Raw genomic sequence first — 20319 nt, 5'->3', positions numbered from 1 at the left:
GCTGGGTGGCGCCCGGTGGACGCCGCCAGGAAGTTGTCAGGAGCCTGTCCGGAGGAACTGCCGGTTGCCCGGGACAAACCCCCGGGAGTCGTGAATTTGCTCACCGACCAAGCCTGGTAGGGGAGTTGCAGCCGGGGCAGCGGGGCCGTTAGCGTCCGGACGACAGTCGCGCCGTAGGCGCGGCGCGCCACCGGAGCGGCCGCCGGGCCGCTGCACGCCACCTTGGGGGGAGACGTGTCGGAGCAAGGGGTGCCGGAACGCACGGGCGGCCTGGGGGAGCGGCTGCGCGGCCTCCGGCTCGACTGCGGCCTGACCCAGGAGGACCTGGGCGCCGCGACCAGCATCAGTGTCCGCACCATCAGCGACGTGGAGCGGGGGGTGTCCTGCCCGCGGATCTCCACCATCCGGCTGCTGGCGCAGGCCTTCGGCCTGTCCGAGGAGCAGCGCGAGGAGCTCAACCGGCTGGCCAGGATCCAGCGCGACCGGATGGCCCGCAGCCGCTACCGGGCCGGCGGCCCGCGGACGGAGGCCTACGCGTGAGGCGGGCGCTCGCGGGCGCCACCGCGGCCGCGGTGCTGCTGCTCGCGGGCTGCGCGTCGGGCGGCGGGCCGGGTGCCGCGCCGGCCGGCGCGCTCACCCCGCCGCCGATCGCGGCCGCGCCGTCGGCGCCGGCCAGCGGGCGGGGCGGCATGCTGGGGCTGCCGCTCTCCGCGTACCGCAGCGACGACCGGCAGTCCGAGGAGCACTTCCGGGCGGTGCGGTCGCTCACCGCGAAGTGCCTGCGGGACGCCGGCTTCCGGGTCGACCCGGCGTCGCTGTTCCGCGGGTCCGCCCCGGCGGACGTGGACAACGACACCGCGATGCCGGGCGGCGCCTGGGGGTACCTCGGTACCGCGGCCGCCGCCGTCCAGGGCTTCCACGCCCGGCCCGCGGAGAGGCCCGGCGCGGCCGGTGCCGCGGCACCGGCACCGGCCGGCTCGGAGGCCGAGCAGTCGATGACCGAGCGGTGCACCCGGGAGAGCCTGCAGCGGCTCCAGCTGCCGGAGTCGGCGGAGAGCAGGCTGGTGTCCGAGCTGTTCGGCGCCTCGCTGGTCGCGGTCGGCAAGGACCACCGGGTGGTCGCGGCCACCGCCGCCTGGCGCGAGTGCATGGCCGGGGCCGGGTTCCGCGTCGAGGACCCGGAGGCGCTGGTGACCCGCTACCGCCGGAGCCCCTCGGTGCAGCCCGACGAGCTGTCCGCGGCCCGGGCGGACGCCGACTGCACCGCCACCGCGGGCCTGGCCGGCATCTGGTTCGCGGTGCTGGCCGGCTACCAGCAGCAGCAGATCGAGCGCCACGGCGAGCAGCTCGCCGGGATGCAGCGCCAGCTGCGCGAGCGGGCCGACCGGATCGCCGCGGTCCTCGCCGAGAACGGCGCCTGAACGCGGCGGAGGGCGGACCGGGAGACCCCGGTCCGCCCTCCGCGCGGGCCCGCTACTTCTTCAGCGAGGGCTTGGGCCCGACGCCGAGCCGGTCCTGCGCCTCGTCCCGGTCGACCAGCACGGTGTCGCCGTCGTGCACCCGCCCGGAGAGGATCTCCTTGGCCAGCTGGTCGCCGATCGCCGACTGCACCAGCCGGCGCAGCGGCCGGGCGCCGTACGCCGGGTCGTAGCCGGTCAGCGCCAGCCAGTCGCGGGCGGCCGGGGTGACCTCCAGGCTGAGCCGGCGCTCGTGCAGGCGCTTGGCCAGGGCCGCCACCTGCAGGTCGACGATCCGGCTGAGCTCCTCGGTGCCCAGCGGGTCGAAGACCACGATGTCGTCCAGCCGGTTCAGGAACTCCGGCTTGAACGCGCCGCGCACCGTCTCCAGCACCAGCTGCTTCTTGCGCTCCTGAGGCGTGGCCGGGTCGACCAGGTACTGGCTGCCCAGGTTGGAGGTGAGGATCAGGATCGCGTTGCGGAAGTCCACCGTGCGGCCCTGGCCGTCGGTGAGCCGCCCGTCGTCCAGCACCTGGAGCAGCACGTCGAACACCTCGGGGTGGGCCTTCTCCACCTCGTCCAGCAGCACCACGCTGTACGGGCGGCGCCGCACGGCCTCGGTGAGCTGGCCGCCCTCCTCGTAGCCGACGTACCCGGGCGGGGCGCCGACCAGGCGGGAGACCGAGTGCTTCTCGCCGTACTCGCTCATGTCGATCCGGACCATCGCCCGCTCGTCGTCGAACAGGAAGTCCGCGAGCGCCTTGGCCAGTTCGGTCTTGCCGACGCCGGTCGGGCCGAGGAAGAGGAAGGAACCGGTCGGGCGGTCCGGGTCGGCGATGCCGGAACGGGTGCGGCGCACCGCGTCCGACACGGCCCGGACGGCCTCGCCCTGGCCGATCAGGCGCCGGCCCAGCTCCTCCTCCATCCGCAGCAGTTTGGCGCTCTCGCCCTCCAGCAGCCGGCCGGCCGGGATACCCGTCCAGGAGGCGACCACGTCGGCCACGTCGTCCGGACCGACCTGCTCCTTGACCATGGTGGCGGCCGGGTCGTCCGCGGCGCGGTCCTGCGCCTCGGTCAACTCCCGCTCGGCGGCCGGGATCTCGGCGTACATCAGCTTGGACGCGCGCTCGAAGTCGCCGTCCCGCTGGGCGCGTTCGAGCGCGCCGCGCAGGTCGTCCAGGCGCTCCTTGAGCTCGCCGACCCGGTTGAGCGACTTCTTCTCCTGCTCCCAGCGGGCGTTGAGGGTGCTCAACTGCTCCTGCTTGTCGGCGAGATCGCGGCGCAGCTTGCCGAGCCGCTCGACCGAGGCCGGGTCCGACTCCTTCTCCAGCGCCAGCTCCTCCATCCGCAGGCGGTCGACCGAGCGCTGCAGCTCGTCGATCTCCACCGGGGAGGAGTCGATCTCCATCCGCAGCCGGGAGGCGGCCTCGTCGACCAGGTCGATGGCCTTGTCCGGCAGGAAGCGGGCGGTGATGTACCGGTTGGACAGGGTGGCGGCGGCGACCAGCGCGGCGTCGGTGATCTCCACCTTGTGGTGCGCCTCGTAGCGGCCCTTGAGGCCGCGCAGGATCGCGATGGTGTCCTCCACGCTGGGCTCGCCGACCAGCACCTGCTGGAAGCGGCGCTCCAGCGCCGGGTCCTTCTCGATCCGCTCGCGGTACTCGTCCAGCGTGGTGGCGCCGACCATCCGCAGCTCGCCGCGGGCCAGCATCGGCTTGAGCATGTTGCCCGCGTCCATCGCCGAGTCGCCGCCGGCGCCCGCGCCGACCATGGTGTGCAGCTCGTCGATGAAGGTGATCACCTGGCCGTCGGAGGCCTTGATGTCGTTCAGGACGGCCTTCAGCCGCTCCTCGAACTCGCCGCGGTACTTGGCGCCGGCCACCATCGCCGCGAGGTCCAGCGCGACCAGGCGCTTGCCGCGCAGCGACTCCGGCACGTCGCCGGCCACGATCCGCTGGGCCAGGCCCTCGACCACGGCGGTCTTGCCGACGCCGGGCTCGCCGATCAGCACCGGGTTGTTCTTGGTCCGGCGGGAGAGCACCTGGACCACCCGGCGGATCTCCTGGTCCCGGCCGATCACCGGGTCGAGCTTGCCGCTGCGGGCGGCCTGGGTGAGGTCGGAGCCGTACTTCTCCAGGGCCTTGTAGGTGCCCTCCGGGTCCGGCGAGGTGACCCGGGCCGAGCCGCGGACGTCCTTGAACGCCGCCAGCAGCGCCTTGGCGGTGGCGCCCTGCCGGCCGAGCAGGTCGGCGACCGCGCCGCCCTCGGCGGCCAGGCCGACCATCAGGTGCTCGGTGGAGACGTACTGGTCGTCCAGGTCGGCGGCGCGCCGGCCGGCCTCCTCCAGCACCGCGAGGGTGTCCCGGGCGAGCTGCGGCGCCGCGACCGTGGAGCCCTGCGCGGTGGGCAGCGCGGCGGCCTGCTGCCGGGCGGCGGCGGTCAGCGGCGCGACGTCCGCCCCGACGGCCTCCAGCAGCGGGCGGGCGATGCCCTCGGGCTGGTCGAGCAGCGCCAGCAGGATGTGCACCGGCTTGACGTCCGGGTTACCCGCGGCGCCGGCCCGCTGGATCGCGGAGGACAGGGCGTCCTGCGTCTTGCTGGTGAACTTGCTGGCATCCACTGCTGGCGTACCCCTTTCGGTCGGGAAGACTGTTGCTCTCTACAGCATGCACTAAGTTGAGTCTATTCCACTCAACTTTTGGGTGAACTCCTTGTCGGGCCGCGCGGGACGTCCACCCGGGTCAGCCCGAGCAGTGCCCGGGCCGGCCCGACCGGCCGCTGCCCGGACGGCCAGACCGCCCGCAGCGGCCGGTGCAGGTCCAGCCCCGCCACCGGGACGGCGACCAGCCGGCCGGTGGCCAGCTCCTCGGTGACCGCCAGCTCGCTCAGGCAGACCGGCCCGGCACCGGCCAGCGCGGCCGCCTTCAGCGCGGTCGAGGAGGCCAGCTCCAGCCGGGGCGCGGCCGCCCCGCCGAACCGGGCCAGCGCCTCCTCCAGCACCTCCCGGGTGCCCGACCCCGGCTCCCGCAGCACCAGCGGGGTGGCCGCCAGCTCCTCGCCGGTGACCGGCGCCCGGCGGCGGGCCCAGCGGTGCTCCGGCGCCACCACGACCACCAGGGTGTCCGCGGCGACCACCGCGCCCTCCAGCCCGGCGGGCGTACCGGTGCCCTCGACGAACCCCAGGTCGGCGTCGCCCGCCAGCACGTGCGCGGCCACGTCCGAGGAGTTGGCGGTGCGCAGCGTCACCGCGGTGCCCGGGCTGGCCTGGTGCAGCGCCAGCAGCCAGCCGGGCATCAGGTACTCGGCCACCGTCAGGCTGGCCACCACCCGCAGCCGGGCGTCCCGCCTGCCGCGCAGCGCGTCGATCCCGGCGTCCAGCGCCTGCGCCGCCTCCACCACGTTCCGGGCCCACTCGACCACCAGGCGGCCCGCCTCGGTGGGTCGGGAGCCGCGCGGCGAGCGCTCCAGCAGCGGGACGCCGATCTGCCGCTCCATGCCCTTGATCCGGGCGCTGGCGGCGGGCTGGCTGACTCCCAGCTCGGCGGCGGCCCGGCCGACGCTGCCCAGCCGGGCCACCGCCAGCAGCAGTTCGAGGGCGCCGAGCTCGGGGACGTGCGGGGAGAGAGCCATAGGGTCAGGCTATGTCCTCATAGCCCGGCGGACGCTACCGCAGGTCGAAGCGGCCCGCGAGGGTGGAACCATGGCACTCCTCCTCGCTCCCCGGGCCCGGTTCGCGGCCCTCGACCTCGGCCGGCTCGGCCCCAACTGGTACGCCACCGTGATGGGCACCGCGATCGTCGCCAACGGCGCCGCCGCGCTCCCGCTCGACGTACCCGGCCGGACCGGCTTCGCGGAGCTGATGTGGGTGCTCGCCCTGGCCGCGCTGGCCGTCCTGGTCCCGGCCCGCGCCGTCCACCTGCTGCGGCACCGCGAGGCCGCCCGCCGCCACCTGCTGGACGAGCCGGCCGCCGCAGTCTTCTACGGCTGCCCGCCGATGGCCCTGGTCGCCGTCGGCTACGGAACCCTGGCGGTCGGCGCCCCGCTGATCGGCGACGGCCCGGCCGTCGCCGTCGACCTGGCGCTGTGGACGGTCGGCACCCTGTACGCGGTCGCGGTGGCGGCCGGCATCCCGCTGCTGATGATCACCCGGCACCGGCTCTCGGTCCTGGAGGCCAACCCCACCTGGCTGCTGCCGGTGGTGGCGCCGATGGTGGCCGCCGCGCTCGGCCCCGCGCTGATCCCGCACCTGCCCGAGGGCGGGGCCCGGGCCGCGATGCTCTACGTCTGCTTCGCGCTGTTCGGCGCCAGCCTGCTGGCCACCCTGGTGCTGCTGCCGGTGGTCTTCGCCGGGCTGGTCCACCACAAGCTGCCCGCGCTGGTGCTGACCCCCTCGCTCTTCCTGGTGCTCGGACCGCTCGGGCAGTCCACCACCGCCGCCAACACGCTGGCCGACGCCACCCGCAGCGCCGCGCCGGCGCTGACCGGTCCCGCCACGGCCTTCGCGGTGCTGTACGGCGTCGCCGTGATGGGCTTCGCGCTGCTGTGGCTGCTGGTCGCGCTGGCCGCCAACCTGCGGGCGCTGCGGGCCGAGATGCCGTTCGCGATGACCTGGTGGGCCTTCACCTTCCCGCTCGGCACCCTGGTGACCGGCGCCGCCGGGCTGGAGCGGCACACCGGTTTCGCGGGCTTCACCGGCCTGGCTGCCGGGCTGCTGGTGCTGCTGATCGGCGCCTGGGCGGTGGCCGCCGCGCGGACCGTCGCGGGGCTGCTGGACGGCCGGCTGCTGTGAGCCGGCGCCGCCAATAGCCCCCACCCGGGGCGGTGCGCCGGGCGGGGGGCTGGATTCCGGTTCCGAGGATTCTGCGAAGAATTCGGAAATTCTGGGGTCCGAACGGTCTCCGGTGCGGGCCGGGCGGTGGGATGCCTGGTGGGGGGCCGGTTGCTGTGGTGTTGTGTACATGACTGTCCAGGTGTTCGAATGGCCCCCGGGCGGTCGACCGAATGGTCGTCAGGTGGCAGGGAGTGCTTCCGGAAAATCGGAATTTCCGCAGGTCGCCGCGCGCACACTTTGCAGGTTCATGCACTTGCGGGAACCTGCAACCGGAGAGCACTTGTTCGCAGGACGCCGCGCTGTGAGGGTTGTGACACGCCAGGTCGCACGGGCCGCCGCAGCCCGGAGTGAGCTTGCTCTTCGTCGTGGGTGCGAGAGGTGCGTCCCGCACCGACGGACCGGGGGGAAGAAGAGCGCCGGCCGGGAAGCCACGTGTGGTGGTGGCCCCCGGAACCGGAGTCGGTGAGGCGTTGCTGCTCCGCCTCGCCGAAAGCGTCACAGGACCGGCGTGAACCGAGCGGGTTCCCCGGGGTTTCAGAGTGCAACTGCGCGCTGGCCCCGGGGAACACGCCCGGACGCGGGCCTCCCGCGTTCCCGCAGGTCGACACCGCTGAGAGCATGTCCTGCGCACAGACCCGAGGAGACCGGCAGGAGAGCTCGACGTGGCCGCCGAACCCGCAACCGACCACGGCGACGGCCTCCCCGACGAAGCCGCGGCGCGCCGCTACCTCGCCATCCTCGCCGAGGGCGGCCGGATCCCCGTCGCCTCCGTCACCGACGCCGACCGGCCCGCGATCGACCAGTTGCTGACGATCGGCCTCGTCATGGCCAACCCCATCGACGCCGCCTACCTCGCCGTCAGCCCCCGCTCCGTCGGCGACCGGCTGGGCGCGGACATGCGCTCCCGGGCGGCCCGCCTCCTCCAGAACGCCGACCGGCTGCCCGACGCCCTCGCCGGCCTCGCCCGCGCCTACGACGCGATGCCCCGCGAGGCCGACCAGAGCCGCCCCACCGTCTACCTCGAAGGCCGCGACCGGATCCGCCACCGCATCGCCGAGCTCGTCTCCGACTGCAAGGAGGAGCTGCTCACCGCCCAGCCCGGCCCCCGGCCCCCCTCCAGCCTCGAACTCGCCAGGCCCCAGGACAGCGCCTTCGTCGGCCGCGGCGGAAAGCTCCGCACCATCTACCAGCCGATGGTCCTCGGCGAGTCGGTGACCGTCGAGTACGCCGCCGAGCTGACCTCCATCGGGGCCGAGTTCCGCCTCCTCGACGAGCCGTACCAGCGGATGATCATCGTCGACCGCCGGTGCGCCGTCATCCCGGCCGCCGACGACCACAGCCGCGCCGTCCTGCTCTCGGACCCGGCCGCCGTCGCCTTCCTGGTCGCCTGCTTCGAACGGGACTGGGCCCGCGCCGACCTCGTCCAGTGGCACCAGGTCGACAACCGCCAGGTCACCCGCTCCGTCTCCGACCGGGTCGGCCGGCTGCTGGCCACCGGTCTGACCCAGCGCGGCGTCGCCTCCCGGCTCGGCCTCAGCGAGCGCACCGTGGCCGGCCACATCTCCCGCCTGCGCGAGCGCTACGGCGCCCAGACGCTCTTCCAGCTCGGCTGGTTGATGCGAGGCGGCCGCCGTGACTGAACCGGCCGCCCCGGGCGCGGCGGAGCGGGCGATGTACCTGGCGGTGCTGGCCCAGGGCGGGCGGACGTCGTTCCGCGAAGCGGTGACGGAGGACGCCGCCGCCGCCCTCGCCCTGATGCGGCTCGGCCTGCTGGTCCATCAGACCGTCGACGGGACGCTCAGGGCCGTCGACCCCCGCGCGGTCGCCGGCCGGACCGGCAACCGCCTGCGCGCCGAGGGCCTGGCCCGCCTGGGCCGCGCCGACCGGGTCGCGGACCAGCTGGCCGACCTCGCCGAGGCGTACGACACCGCCCCGCGCCGGACGGCCCGGGCCAGCACGGTGCGGCACGTCGACGAGATGGAGCAGATCCGCCACCGGATCCTCCAACTCGAAGCCGACTACCGGGAGGAGGCCCTGGCGGCCCAGCCGGGCAACCGGCCTGCCGCGCACCTGGCCGACGACGGCCGCTGGCGCGCCGCCCTCGACCGCGGCGTCACCATCCAGGTCCTCTACCAGCCGGATACCTACCGGGAGCGGAGCACCCGCGACTACGCCGCGCGGGCGTCCCGCTGGGGCATGCGGTTCCGGGTCCTCGACGAGGCCTTCACCCGGATGCTGGTCTTCGACCGGCGGGTCGCGGTGATCCCGGCCTCGCCGGACAACAGCAGCGCGGCCTTCGTCGAGGACCCCGCCGCGGTCGACACGCTGGTGAGCGCGTTTCTGCGGGACTGGGAGCGCGCCGAGCGGGTCCGGTGGCAGGATCTCGGACAGCAGGACGGTCTGACAGTTCACCAACAGATCGGGCGGCTGCTCGCCGAGGGCCTCACCCAGCGGGCGGTCGCCGGCCGGCTGGGTCTGAGCGAGCGAACGGTGGCGGGACATATCGCGGGTCTGCGTGACGTTTACGACGCCCAGACGCTGTTCCAGTTGGGATGGCAGATGCGAGGTGCGGAGTGAGTGGATTGAATGCGGGATCGCTGCCCAACGAGCGGGAGCGCAAGCTCTACCAGGCGATCCTCGAACAGGGCGGGCGGGTCGGCTTCCGCGAGGCGGTCGAGCAGGACGCGGCCGGCGTGCTGCGACTGATGGAGCTCGGCCTGGTGATCCATCACACCGCCGACGAGTCGCTGACCGCGGTCAACCCGCGCTCGGTCAGCGAGCGGATCAGCGCCGAGCTCCGCTCGGCCGGCACCCGGATGCTGGTCCAGGCCGAGGAGATGCCCTCGCTGCTGGCCGAGCTGACGGAGGCGTACGACGCCACCCCGCGCAAGGTGGACCGCTCCAGTGAGATCCAGCACATCGACGACTTCCGGGAGATCCGGCACCGGATCGTCCAGCTGGAGGCGGAGTGCCGCGAGGAGGTGCTGGCGGCCCAGCCCGGCGGGGCCCGGCCGGCGGACCACCTGGAGTACGCCCTGCCGCGCACCCGCGAGTACCTCGCCCAGGGCGGCCAGCTGCGCACGCTCTACCAGCCGGCGGCGCGCTTCGACGAGGCCACCGTGCGCTACGCGGCGCAGGTCACCGGCTGGGGCGAGCGGATCCGGATCCTCAGCGAGCCGTTCACCCGGGTGCTGGTCTTCGACCGGCGGGTCGCGGTGATCCCGGCCTCGCCGGACAACAGCAGCGCGGCCTTCATCGAGGACCCGGCGGTGGTCGGCTTCCTGGTCGGGGTGTTCGAGCGGGACTGGGAGCGGGCGGAGCGGGTCCAGTGGGGCTCGGTCAGCGACACCGCCGAGAGCCTGCCGGTGCACGAGCAGGTCGGCCGGCTGCTGGCCAAGGGTCTGACCCAGCGGGCGATCGCCAACCGGCTCGGGCTGAGCGAGCGGACCGTCGCCGGCCACATCTCCCGCCTGCGCGAGCTCTACGACGCCGAGACCCTCTTCCAGCTGGGCTGGCAGATGCGGGGAGCCGAGGGTCCGTCGGCGGACTGAGCCGGCGGGTGGGCCGGCCGTCCGAACGGCCGTCAGCCGGTCGCGACCTCGGAGGACCAGAAGCCGTACGGGCCGCCCGCCGGGGGCTCCCGACGCGGGCGCGGGAACTGGTCGCCGGGCGCGGTCCAGAAGCCGCCGCGCAGCGACAGCGCCATGCCCGCCCAGTCCAGCGCGGTCTCCACGGTGTGGTGCAGCGCGTCCTGCGACCAGGTGTCGTCGAAGACCAGCGGCAGCACCGGGGAGACCTGCTCGATCGTGGCGATCAGCGGGTTGTGGGTGATCGCCTCGTCGACCAGCAGCACGATCGGCTTGCGCAGCGCCGACGCCCAGCCCAGCTCCAGGCTGACCCCGGCCGACAGCGGCGCGCCGACGTACGCGAACACCAGGTCGGCGGTCTGCAGGGCCCGGAAGTCCGAGGGCACCCGGGGCTCCGGCGCGCGGCCGGCCACCGTCCAGGCGTCGCTGTGGTGCGCGCTGTAGACCGCCGCACCGCTGCGCAGCAGCGTGGTGCGCAGGGTGGTCAGCCGCGCCCGGCTGGCGAGCGTCACCACGCTGTCGGCCGGACCGGTGAGCCGCATCAGCGGCGCGGCCAGGAACACACGTGCACGCCGGCCCTCGGGGGTCTGGGCCGCGCGTTGACGCAGGTGGGGCTCACTCATGTCGACTCCGCGAAAAAGGCCGACCGGGTGTGGTTGGTGCCGGCAGGCGCTGTGGACGGTAGCTGCTCTTGCTCGTTGTGGTGTGCCCGTCCTCGGGCGATTGACAGTTCATTGGCAAGTTCAAGATCTTGCAATGGACCATCGGGAGCGAACTGATCGTCCATCGGCGAGAGCGCGCGCGTCCAGCTTTCCTCCCTGGCATCTGGATGACTGGCAGGGAGATGACGCACCGGCAGGGGCGCGGTGGATGACAGCGCCACAGGGGTGCGGCATCATGTGGGCGTTAGTCCTATTAGTTTGGCTCGCGGAGCTTTGGAAAGGGGTGGGCCCGTGTCTGGCGTGTATCGGCTTGTTCGGAAGGTTGTGGTGCCGGTAGTTGCTGCCGCGACCTTGGTGGTGGGCGGCTTGCTCTTGGGAGGTTCCGGGCAGGTCACGGGCGGTGTGGCCGGTGCGGACGCCCCTCCGTCGGTCGCGCTTGCTGCTGCTGCTGACGACTTCAACTGGAGTTGAGCGGAAAAGGGATGATTTGTCCCGCTTCCGGGCGTGGGGACCAAGTCTCCGCGAGACCGACAGGTCCATGTGGAGATGCCGGAAGCACCACTTGTTGAAGACCTGTCAGTCGTGTTCTTCGTGTGACGTCCGGCCCAGGATGTAGCCGAGCTGGAACAGCGAGTCGACGTTGTGCTCCTCGCGCATCTCGGCGATGTGGCGGGCGAGCGTACGCTCGCTGATGCCCAGTCGGCGGGCGATGACGCGGTGGTTGGTGCCGGACAGCAGCAGATCGATGATCGTGCGACGAAGGCGCGAGACCACTTGCTGCGGCACCGCACGGTCACCGTCGAATTCCAGCGCGCGGCTCCAGTTGCGCTCGAAGACCTCCTCCGCCATGAACGTGATCACGGCCGGATCGTGGACGAAGGCGGCCACGTCGTAGTCGACGACGGGAATGACGGCCAGACGCCGGTCGATGATGAGCAGCCGGGCGTACGGTTCGTCCAGCGTGCGGAACATCCACCCCTCTTTGGCGAGCGTCGACACGTAGTCCCGGGTGGGTTGGTGGTAGCGGGTGCTCGCGTTGTAGATGGTGCGCATGGCGGTGCCCTGACGCAGTGTCGCGAGGTCCCGCGTCATGCTCGACGCGAGCATCTCGGGCGGGCGCGGCCCGCCGGGCTGCATGGCCAGTCCTTCCCCCATGCCGACGGCCATGGCGTGCTGCAGCCGCTGGTTGATGAGGGCCTTGCCGTGGACGTACTCGATGGAGCCGCCGCTGTCGCTGGGCCGGTGGAAGGCCTCGGCGAGCTCGTTGAGGTCGGACGGCAGGGCGACGGCCCGCGCCAGGAGATCGAGTGCCTGCCGCTGCCAGGTGGAGCTGAGTCCGGCCGACAGTTGGGCGGGATCGGACGCGACGAGGATTCCCGCATCCTCACTGTCGGATATCAGAAGGCCTATTCCCAGAAGTTCATTGAGTGCGGCCTCATCGGAGGCGGTGCATTCCTTCCGGATCAGACGGCCGTTTTGATCGATGGCCTTCAAATAGAGTGCGCGCGCATCAGAAGACAGGATCCGAGCCCCCTGCCCGGTTCCCGGATGCTCTCGCCCACTCATCCCAGGCTCCTTGTCATTGATCGGACAAGCAGTTCATGTGCTCTCGCCGCCGCTACTCCACGGATCCTAGGCCGTGAACCTGTGGCAGCCACCTGGATTCGGGACAACGAGATCGACTCTCGCAGCATGCTGAGCACTCTCTCACCAAGCCGCCGCTGCCGGCACCCCCCGGGAGGAGGGAACCGGCAGCTGAGCTGGGCGGGGTCAGCGCTTGGGGCGCCAGACGACCAGGGCGCTGGACTGCTGGACCTGCTGGTAGGGGACGAGGTCGCGGCGGTAGGAGGCGTGCACGGCGGCCTCGCGCTGCTGGAGGGTGGCGGCGGCGCCGTCGAGGGCGTCGGCCAGCTCGGCGACCCGGGACTGCAGGGCGGCGACCTGGTTCTCCAGCTCGATGATGCGCTTGATGCCCGCCAGGTTGATGCCCTCGTCCTGGGAGAGCCGCTGGACCTCGCGCAGCTGCTGGATGTCGCGCGCGGAGTAGCGCCGGCCGCGGCCGGCGGTGCGGTCGGGGCAGACCAGGCCGAGCCGGTCGTACTGGCGCAGGGTCTGCGGGTGCAGGCCGGAGAGCTCGGCGGCGACCGAGATCACGTAGACCGGGGTCTCCTCGGTGAGCACGTACGCCGTCGCGGTGACGCGGCGCGCGGTCGGGCCGGCGGAGCCGGGCAGGCCCTCGCCGAGGCCGGGGCCGATGGGACTGTCGGGGGTCGGGGTCATGGGGTGATCACGCTCCCTCCGCCGCCTTGAAGAGGGCGGCTCGCGGGTCGTCCGAGGCGGTGGCCTCGCGGTACTGCTCCAAGGCGTCCAGCGCGTCGCCGGTGACGTGCTTGGGGACCACGACCTCCACGGTGACCAGGAGGTCGCCGCGGGTGCCGTCCTTGCGGGTGGCGCCCTTGCCGCGGGCCCGCATGGTGAGGCCGTTGGCGCTGCCGGCGGGCAGCTTCAGCTTCACGGCGGGGCCGTTCAGCGTCGGCACCTCGATGGTGCCGCCGAGCGCGGCTTCGGGGAAGGTCACCGGCACGGTGACGGTGAGGTTGTCGCCCTTGCGGCCGAAGACCGGGTGCGCGTCGACGTGGACGGTGACGTACAGGTCGCCGGGCTGGCCGCCGCGCTCGCCCTGGGCGCCCTTGCCCTTGAGCCTGATCCGCTGGCTGTCCTGCACGCCCGCGGGGATGCGGACCTGCATGGTGCGGGCGGAGGAGGCCCGGCCGCTGCCGTGGCAGACGGTGCAGGGGTCGTCGACGATCATGCCGCGGCCCTTGCAGTCCCGGCAGGGCTCGGAGAGCGCGAAGGCGCCCTGGCCGCGGCTGACGGTGCCGGCGCCGACGCAGGTCGGACAGACCCGCGGGGTGGTGCCGGCCTTGGCGCCCGTCCCGGCGCAGGAGCGGCAGGCGGCCTGGCTGGTCATCCGCAGCGGGACGGTGGCGCCGTCGACCGCCTCCTCGAAGGAGAGGGTGACCTCGGTCTCGACGTCGGCGCCGCGGCGCGGCTGGGCGGTGCGGCCGCCGCGGTTGAACAGGCCGCCGAACACGTCGCCGAGCCCGCCGCCGCTCTGCGGGCCGGCCCCGCCGAACAGGTCGCCGAAGTCGAAGGAGCCGCCGGCGGCGCCGTTCGGCCGGAATCCGCCCGAGCCGAACAGCGAGCGGGCCTCGTCGTACTCCTTGCGGCGCTTGTCGTCCGAGAGGACGTCGTAGGCCTCGGAGATGTCCTTGAAACGCTCCTCGGCCTTGGCGTCACCCTTGTTGGCGTCCGGGTGGAACTCGCGGGCGAGCTTCCGGTACGTCTTCTTGATCTCGGCGGCGGTGGCGTCCTTGGGCACGCCGAGGACCTTGTAGTAGTCCTTCTCCACGTAGTCCTTAGCGCTCATGGCTGGTTACCGCCACCTCCCGGAGATGTCTGTGCGTGGATACGGCGCTGCGGAGCCGGCCGTCGTACTGGACGACGTACGACTCCGCAGCGCACGGGTTGTCAGCTGGGGTCAGCTGGTTCAGCTCTCGGTGCCGTCGGCCTTGTCGGCATCGGGCTCCGCGGTGGTCTGGGTGCCGGGCTGGGGCTCGGCCACCGCGACCATCGCCGGGCGGATGATCCGCTCGCCGATCCGGTAGCCCGGCTGGAGGATCTGCACGCAGGTGTCCTCGGTGACCTCCGAGGAGTAGCTGTGCATCAGCGCCTCGTGCAGCGTCGGGTCGAAGGGCTCGCCCTCCTTGCCGAACTGCTGCAGGCCCAGCTTGGCGACCACGGTCTCCAGCGACTCGGCGACGGACTTGAAGCCGCCGGTCACCTCGCCGTGCTCACGGGCCCGGCCGATGTCGTCCAGCACCGGGATCAGCGACTCCAGGATGTTGGAGACGGCGATCTCGCGGACCGTCAGCCGGTCGCGCTCGACCCGCTTGCGGTAGTTCTGGTACTCGGCCTGGAGGCGCTGGAGGTCGGCCGTGCGCTCGCCGGCCTCCCGCTTGGCGGCGGCGAGCTCCTCGCCCGCCGCGCCGGACACGGCCTCCTCGGCCGCCTTGAGGACGGCCTCCTCGGCGGCGGAGTCGTCGCCGGGCTGCTCGCCCTGCGGCTTCTCCGTCATGCCGCACCACCCTTGGGCTTCTCGTCGTCGACGATCTCGGCGTCGACCACGTCGTCGTCCTTGGCGGCGGACTCGCCGGCACCGGCGGCACCGGCCGCACCCGCGCCGTCGGCCTGCGAGTAGAGCGCGGCGCCGAGCTTCTGGGCGGTGGTGGAGACCTTCTCGGTGGCCTCGCGGATCGCCGCGGAGTCCTCGCCCTTCAGGGCCTCCTTGAGCTCGCCGATGGCGGTCTCGACCTCGGTCTTGACGTCGGCCGGGAGCTTGTCCGCGTTGTCGGCGATGAACTTCTCGGTCGAGTAGACGAGCTGCTCGCCCTGGTTGCGGGTCTCCACGGCCTCGCGGCGCTTGTGGTCCTCCTCCGCGTACTTCTCGGCCTCTTCGCGCATCCGGTTGACCTCGTCCTTCGGCAGCGAGGAGCCGCCGGTGACGGTCATCTTCTGCTCCTTGCCGGTGCCGAGGTCCTTCGCGGCCACGTGCATGATGCCGTTGGCGTCGATGTCGAAGGTGACCTCGATCTGCGGCAGACCGCGCGGCGCCGGCGGGAGGCCGGTCAGCTCGAACATGCCGAGCTTCTTGTTGTACGCCGCGATCTCGCGCTCGCCCTGGTAGACCTGGATCTGCACGGACGGCTGGTTGTCCTCGGCCGTGGTGAAGATCTCGGAGCGCTTGGTCGGGATCGTGGTGTTGCGCTCGATCAGCTTGGTCATGATGCCGCCCTTGGTCTCGATGCCCAGGGACAGCGGGGTGACGTCGAGCAGCAGGACGTCCTTGACCTCGCCCTTCAGCACACCGGCCTGCAGGGACGCGCCGATGGCGACGACCTCGTCCGGGTTGACGCCCTTGTTGGCGTCCTTGCCGCCGGTCAGCTCGCGGACGAGCTCGGCGACGGCCGGCATGCGGGTGGAGCCACCGACCAGGACCACGTGGTCGATCTCGGACAGCTGGATGCCGGCGTCCTTGATGACGTTGTGGAACGGGACCTTGCAGCGGTCCAGCAGGTCGGCGGTCAGCTGCTGGAACTGGGAGCGGCTGAGCTTCTCGTCCAGGTGCAGCGGGCCCTCGGCGGAGGCCGTGATGTAGGGCAGGTTGATCGAGGTCTCGGAGGACGAGGACAGCTCGATCTTGGCCTTCTCGGCGGCCTCGCGCAGACGCTGGACGGCCATCTTGTCCTTGGACAGGTCGACACCGTGGCCGGCCTGGAAGACCTTCACCAGGTGGTCGACGACGCGCTGGTCCCAGTCGTCACCACCGAGGTGGTTGTCACCGTTGGTGGCCTTCACCTCGACGACGCCGTCGCCGATCTCCAGCAGCGAGACGTCGAAGGTGCCGCCACCGAGGTCGAAGACCAGGATGGTCTGGTCGTCCTTGTCCAGGCCGTAGGCCAGGGCGGCCGCGGTCGGCTCGTTGACGATGCGCAGGACGTTCAGGCCCGCGATCTCGCCGGCCTCCTTGGTGGCCTGGCGCTCGGAGTCGTTGAAGTAGGCCGGGACGGTGATGACGGCGTCGGTGACCGTCTCGCCCAGGTAGGCCTCGGCGTCCCGCTTCAGCTTCTGCAGGATGAAGGCCGAGATCTGCTGGGGGTTGAAGTCCTTGCCGTCCAGGTTGATCTTCCAGTCGGTGCCCATGTGGCGCTTGACCGACCGGATGGTCCTGTCGACGTTGGTGACCGCCTGACGCTTGGCGACCTCACCGACCAGGACCTCGCCGTTCTTGGCGAAGGCGACGACGGACGGCGTGGTCCGAGCACCCTCGGCGTTGGTGATGACCGTGGGCTCACCGCCCTCAAGAACACTGACGACGGAGTTCGTCGTACCGAGGTCGATGCCGACCGCGCGTGCCATCGTGAATACCTCCGGGGAGAAGTTGAGCTGTACGGACTCAAGCATGCATGACCGACCGGACAGCGTCAACAGCCATGAGTCCGTGTCGCTCAACTTTACTGAGCGCTTATGTCGCGATGCCGTCCGACCGGGTGAGTGTGGCCTTACGTGACTGTCGCCATACCTTGAGCATCTTCAATAGAAGTGTTAACGACCGGTAATGTCCGGCGCGTCGGCCATGCAAGTTACCGACGAGTACACTCAATCAGGACACTGCCACGAAGCCGCTGGAGACGGAGAGCCGATGCAGCTAGCAGCGATCGTCATCTCGCTGGTCACGACTGTGATCGGCACCGCGCTCGCCGCCCGTGCGGCCGCGTACATCTACCGGGTGGTGAGGACCGGCGCGGTCGACACCACCCGCTTCGGTTCGCCCCTGCAGCGGGTGAAGACCGTCGCGGTCGAATTCCTCGGCCACACCAGGATGAACCGGTGGGGCATCGTCGGCATCGCGCACTGGTTCGTCGCGGTCGGCTTCTTCTCCCTGGTACTGACCCTGGTCAACGCCTTCGGCCAGCTCTTCGACGCCGAGTTCGCGCTGCCGGTGATCGGCCACTGGCTGCCCTGGAACATCTTCGTCGAGCTGATCGGCACCCTGACCACGCTGGGCATCCTGACCCTGATCGTGATCCGGCTGCTCAGCCTGCCCTCGCGGGCCGGCCGCAAGTCCCGGTTCGCCGGTTCGATCGCCTGGCAGGCGTTCTACGTCGAGTACACGATCCTCGGCATCGGCCTGTGCATCATGATGCTGCGCGGCCTGGAGGGCGCCCTGGAGGGCGTCGACTCCTACGACCCGACGTACCTGATCTCGTACCCGATCGTCGCCGCCTTCAACGGCGTCGCGCACGGCACGCTGGTCAACCTGATCTACATCTTCGCGATGCTGAAGATCTGCATCTCCTTCGCGTGGGCCATCACCATCGGCATCAACCCGTCGATGGGTGTCGCCTGGCACCGCTTCCTCGGCTTCTTCAACATCTACTTCAAGCGCGAGGAGGACGGCGCCACCGCACTCGGCGCGCTCCGTCCGATGACCAGCGGCGGCGCCCCGATCGACTTCGAGGACCCGGCCGACGACGCGGTCTTCGGCGTCTCCCAGGTCGAGCACTTCTCCTGGAAGGGCATCCTCGACTTCTCCACCTGCACCGAGTGCGGCCGCTGCCAGTCGCAGTGCCCCGCCTGGAACACCGGCAAGCCGCTCTCGCCCAAGCTGCTGATCATGAGCCTGCGCGAGCACGCCTACGCCAAGGCCCCCTACCTGCTCGCCGGTGGCGGCAAGGACATGGAGGGCGAGGAGAAGGCGACCGCCGAGCAGCTGGCGGGCGTGCCCGCCGCGGCGCTGGCCGAGGCCGAGCGCCCGCTGATCGGCACCGCCGAGGAGAACGGCGTCATCGACCCGGACGTGCTGTGGTCCTGCACCACCTGCGGCGCCTGCGTCGAGCAGTGCCCGGTGGACATCGAGCACATCGACCACATCGTCGACATGCGCCGCTACCAGGTGATGATCGAGAGCAGCTTCCCGACCGAGGCCGGGACGATGCTCAAGAACCTGGAGAACAAGGGCAACCCGTGGGGCCTGGCCACCAAGGCGCGCCTGGACTGGGTCAAGGAGCTCAAGAAGGAGACCGGCATCGAGGTGCCGGTGATCGGCGAGGACATCGACCCCGCCGAGGTCGAGTACCTCTACTGGGTCGGCTGCGCCGGCGCCCTGGAGGACCGGGCCAAGAAGACCACCAAGGCCTTCGCCGAGCTGCTGCACACCGCGGGCGTGAAGTTCGCGATCCTCGGCAAGGAGGAGACCTGCACCGGTGACTCCCCGCGCCGCCTGGGCAACGAGTTCCTGTTCCAGATGCTCGGCGCGCAGAACGTCGAGACCCTGAACGCCGCGCTCGAGGACGCCCCGGTCAAGCGGATCGTGGCCACCTGCCCGCACTGCTTCAACACCATCGCCAACGAGTACCCGCAGCTGGGCGGCCACTTCGAGGTCATCCACCACACCCAGCTGCTGCAGCACCTGATCGACGAGGGCAAGCTGCTGCCGGTCAACCCGGTCGAGGGCCTGATCACCTACCACGACCCCTGCTACCTGGGCCGCCACAACAAGGTCTACTCGCCGCCGCGCGAGATCATGGACAAGGTCCCGGGCCTGCGCCAGCAGGAGATGCACCGCCACAAGGAGCGGGGCTTCTGCTGCGGCGCCGGCGGCGCGCGGATGTGGATGGAGGAGCGGATCGGCAAGCGCATCAACACCGAGCGCGTGGACGAGGCGCTGTCCCTCAACCCAGACATCGTCTCCACCGCCTGCCCGTTCTGCCTGGTGATGCTCTCCGACTCGGTCAACGGCAAGAAGAACGAGGGCGCCGCCAAGGAGCACCTGAAGGTGGTCGACGTCGCCCAGCTGCTGCTGGACTCGGTCAAGGCACAGCCCGTCGAGCCCGACGCGGAGCCGGTCGAGGCCTGACGGCCACCCGCCCCGAAGGCCCCGTCCACCGCCCCCGTGGCGGCGGGCGGGGCCTTCGCCGTACACCCGTTCGGGATGGCCTAGCATCGGCGCCATGAGCGATGGCGGGGGAGTGCCGGGCGGGGGAACGCCGGGCTGGGGCGGGCAGTTGCCGACGGTGACCAGCGCGGCCCCGGACTGGGCGGCGATGGCCGAGGCCAACGAGCGCGAGCACCGGCGCAAGCGGCTGTGGAAGATCGGCGGCGGCGCGGCCGCCGTACTCGTGGTCGGCGCCCTGGTCGCCACCGCGCTGGCCGTCTCCCGCCCCGGCGGGGACGGGCGGCACGACGTCGCGGCCCCCACCGCACCGGTCAGCGCCGCGCCCGACGGGCCCGCGCCCGACAGCGCCTCCCCGTCCGCCTCCGCGTCCGGCTCGGCCTCCGCCCCGGCCTCCCCCGGAGCGTCCGCCTCCGCGAGCCCCAGCGGCTCCCCCAGGCCCGGGAAGAGCGCCTCCGCCTCCACCGGTGCCACCGCTCCCGTGCCGCCGGCCCAGCTGGCCGGCCTGACCCTCGGCGCGGGCGCCGCCGTGGGCACCGCCGACGGCCACCGCGGCCCGACCCTCAACCTGCACGGCAGCGCCGACGGCAACGCCCAGAGCGGGGCCCCGCTGGTCGACACCGGCAAGAGCTTCACCGTCTCCGCCGTGGTCCGCAACAACGCCCCCACCGGCGCGCGGGCGATCATCAGTCAGGGCACCGGCGGCTACTACTCGTTCTACCTGGGCCGCGACTACTGGGGCGAGCACAACCAGTGGGTCTTCAAGATCCAGAGCGCGGCCGGCAACGACGACCGCAACGTCCGCCAGGCCTTCTCCACCGCCACCGCCACCACCGGCCAGTGGCTGCTGCTCACCGGCGTCTACGACGCGGGCAGCAAGAAGATCTCGCTGTACGTCAACGGCGTCCTCCAGCAGACCACCGCCGTTCCCGGGATCTGGCAGACCGGCGGCCCCACCCAGATCGGCCGCACCCGCTGGAAGGACCAGTGGACCGACAACTGGGACGGTGCCATCGCCGACCTGCAGATCTGGAACCAGGCGCTCCCGGCCGACGCCGTCGGCCGGCTGAACGCGAGCGGCGGCGCCTCGGCGGGGGTTCCCGCGGCGTACTCCTGGCTGCTGCCCTGAACCACCCGCCGTCCCCCGCCGATCGGCAGGCTCCAGCCCGACCCCTGGCTGACCGGGGCGGGGAGCGGGGGAACTAGATTAGGCTGCGGACCCGCGACCTGCGGGTCCGCCGGAGGCGACCGGACAGGGCCCGCCGGC

The 20319-nt window shown here is 71.9% G+C and carries 16 protein-coding genes; 8 read left to right on the top strand and 8 right to left on the bottom strand.

Annotated elements, in window-relative coordinates; genetic code table 11:
* Nucleotides 1-249 precede the first annotated feature (249 nt).
* Together ACGFX4_RS20745 and ACGFX4_RS20740 are read left to right on the top strand one after the other, a co-directional pair.
* Nucleotides 250-540, top strand: a complete 291-nt coding sequence (locus ACGFX4_RS20745; RefSeq protein ID WP_393076301.1) for a helix-turn-helix domain-containing protein — start codon at nucleotides 250-252, stop codon at nucleotides 538-540.
* Nucleotides 537-1421, top strand: a complete 885-nt coding sequence (locus tag ACGFX4_RS20740) for a hypothetical protein (protein ID WP_393076298.1) — start codon at nucleotides 537-539, stop codon at nucleotides 1419-1421. The genes ACGFX4_RS20745 and ACGFX4_RS20740 overlap by 4 nt, the downstream gene beginning before the upstream one ends.
* A gap of 52 nt (nucleotides 1422-1473) precedes the next feature.
* Here ACGFX4_RS20740 and clpB read toward each other — a convergent pair whose 3' ends face one another.
* On the bottom strand, nucleotides 1474-4077 hold the full coding sequence (clpB, locus tag ACGFX4_RS20735) for an ATP-dependent chaperone ClpB (protein WP_393076295.1): 2604 nt from the start codon (nucleotides 4075-4077) through the stop codon (nucleotides 1474-1476).
* A 71-nt stretch (nucleotides 4078-4148) separates the two neighbouring features.
* On the bottom strand, nucleotides 4149-5087 hold the full coding sequence (locus ACGFX4_RS20730) for a LysR family transcriptional regulator (protein WP_393076292.1): 939 nt from the start codon (nucleotides 5085-5087) through the stop codon (nucleotides 4149-4151).
* Nucleotides 5088-5157: 70 nt separating this feature from the next.
* Here ACGFX4_RS20730 and ACGFX4_RS20725 point away from each other — a divergent pair, with 70 nt between their 5' ends.
* From ACGFX4_RS20725 to ACGFX4_RS20710, 4 genes are all read left to right on the top strand, one after another.
* Nucleotides 5158-6246 (top strand): TDT family transporter, encoded by a 1089-nt coding sequence (locus ACGFX4_RS20725; RefSeq protein ID WP_393076289.1) that lies wholly within the window; start codon nucleotides 5158-5160, stop codon nucleotides 6244-6246.
* 704 nt (nucleotides 6247-6950) lie between these two features.
* Nucleotides 6951-7928 carry a LuxR C-terminal-related transcriptional regulator gene (locus tag ACGFX4_RS20720; RefSeq protein ID WP_393076287.1) on the top strand — a complete coding sequence of 326 codons (978 nt, stop codon included), beginning with the start codon at nucleotides 6951-6953 and terminating at the stop codon, nucleotides 7926-7928.
* The gene (locus ACGFX4_RS20715) at nucleotides 7921-8865 is read left to right on the top strand and encodes a LuxR family transcriptional regulator (RefSeq protein WP_393076284.1); all 945 of its coding nucleotides are present in this window, start codon (nucleotides 7921-7923) and stop codon (nucleotides 8863-8865) included. The genes ACGFX4_RS20720 and ACGFX4_RS20715 overlap by 8 nt, the downstream gene beginning before the upstream one ends.
* Before the next feature lie 5 nt (nucleotides 8866-8870).
* On the top strand, nucleotides 8871-9839 hold the full coding sequence (locus ACGFX4_RS20710; RefSeq protein WP_393076281.1) for a LuxR C-terminal-related transcriptional regulator: 969 nt from the start codon (nucleotides 8871-8873) through the stop codon (nucleotides 9837-9839).
* Between the two features lie 32 nt (nucleotides 9840-9871).
* On the opposite strand, the gene ACGFX4_RS20705 is transcribed toward ACGFX4_RS20710, so the two are convergent.
* From ACGFX4_RS20705 to dnaK, 6 genes are all read right to left on the bottom strand, one after another.
* A complete protein-coding gene (locus ACGFX4_RS20705; protein WP_345698091.1) occupies nucleotides 9872-10498 on the bottom strand; it encodes a hypothetical protein in 627 nt (208 codons plus the stop codon).
* A 615-nt stretch (nucleotides 10499-11113) separates the two neighbouring features.
* Nucleotides 11114-12103: a hypothetical protein gene (locus ACGFX4_RS20700; protein WP_393076278.1), complete on the bottom strand. Its 990-nt coding sequence runs from the start codon at nucleotides 12101-12103 to the stop codon at nucleotides 11114-11116.
* A 204-nt stretch (nucleotides 12104-12307) separates the two neighbouring features.
* Nucleotides 12308-12817 carry a heat shock protein transcriptional repressor HspR gene (locus ACGFX4_RS20695; protein WP_393076275.1) on the bottom strand — a complete coding sequence of 170 codons (510 nt, stop codon included), beginning with the start codon at nucleotides 12815-12817 and terminating at the stop codon, nucleotides 12308-12310.
* A gap of 7 nt (nucleotides 12818-12824) precedes the next feature.
* Nucleotides 12825-13967, bottom strand: coding sequence for a molecular chaperone DnaJ (gene dnaJ, locus ACGFX4_RS20690; protein ID WP_393076272.1), 1143 nt, complete (start codon nucleotides 13965-13967; stop codon nucleotides 12825-12827).
* Between the two features lie 120 nt (nucleotides 13968-14087).
* The gene (gene grpE / locus ACGFX4_RS20685; RefSeq protein WP_345698087.1) at nucleotides 14088-14675 is read right to left on the bottom strand and encodes a nucleotide exchange factor GrpE; all 588 of its coding nucleotides are present in this window, start codon (nucleotides 14673-14675) and stop codon (nucleotides 14088-14090) included.
* Nucleotides 14672-16516 carry a molecular chaperone DnaK gene (gene dnaK / locus ACGFX4_RS20680; protein WP_393076268.1) on the bottom strand — a complete coding sequence of 615 codons (1845 nt, stop codon included), beginning with the start codon at nucleotides 16514-16516 and terminating at the stop codon, nucleotides 14672-14674. Before dnaK ends, grpE begins: the two co-directional genes overlap by 4 nt.
* Nucleotides 16517-16799: 283 nt before the next feature.
* Here dnaK and ACGFX4_RS20675 point away from each other — a divergent pair, with 283 nt between their 5' ends.
* Nucleotides 16800-19016: a (Fe-S)-binding protein gene (locus tag ACGFX4_RS20675; RefSeq protein ID WP_393076265.1), complete on the top strand. Its 2217-nt coding sequence runs from the start codon at nucleotides 16800-16802 to the stop codon at nucleotides 19014-19016.
* Between the two features lie 94 nt (nucleotides 19017-19110).
* A complete protein-coding gene (locus tag ACGFX4_RS20670) occupies nucleotides 19111-20181 on the top strand; it encodes a LamG domain-containing protein (protein WP_393076262.1) in 1071 nt (356 codons plus the stop codon).
* Nucleotides 20182-20319: the final 138 nt, after the last annotated feature.

Origin of the sequence: Kitasatospora sp. NPDC048365, from assembly GCF_043200835.1 — a bacterium.
Taxonomy (GTDB): domain Bacteria; phylum Actinomycetota; class Actinomycetes; order Streptomycetales; family Streptomycetaceae; genus Kitasatospora; species Kitasatospora terrestris.
The sequence above is the reverse complement of the archived record's forward strand: the minus strand, read 5'-3'. Positions and strand labels throughout refer to the sequence as shown.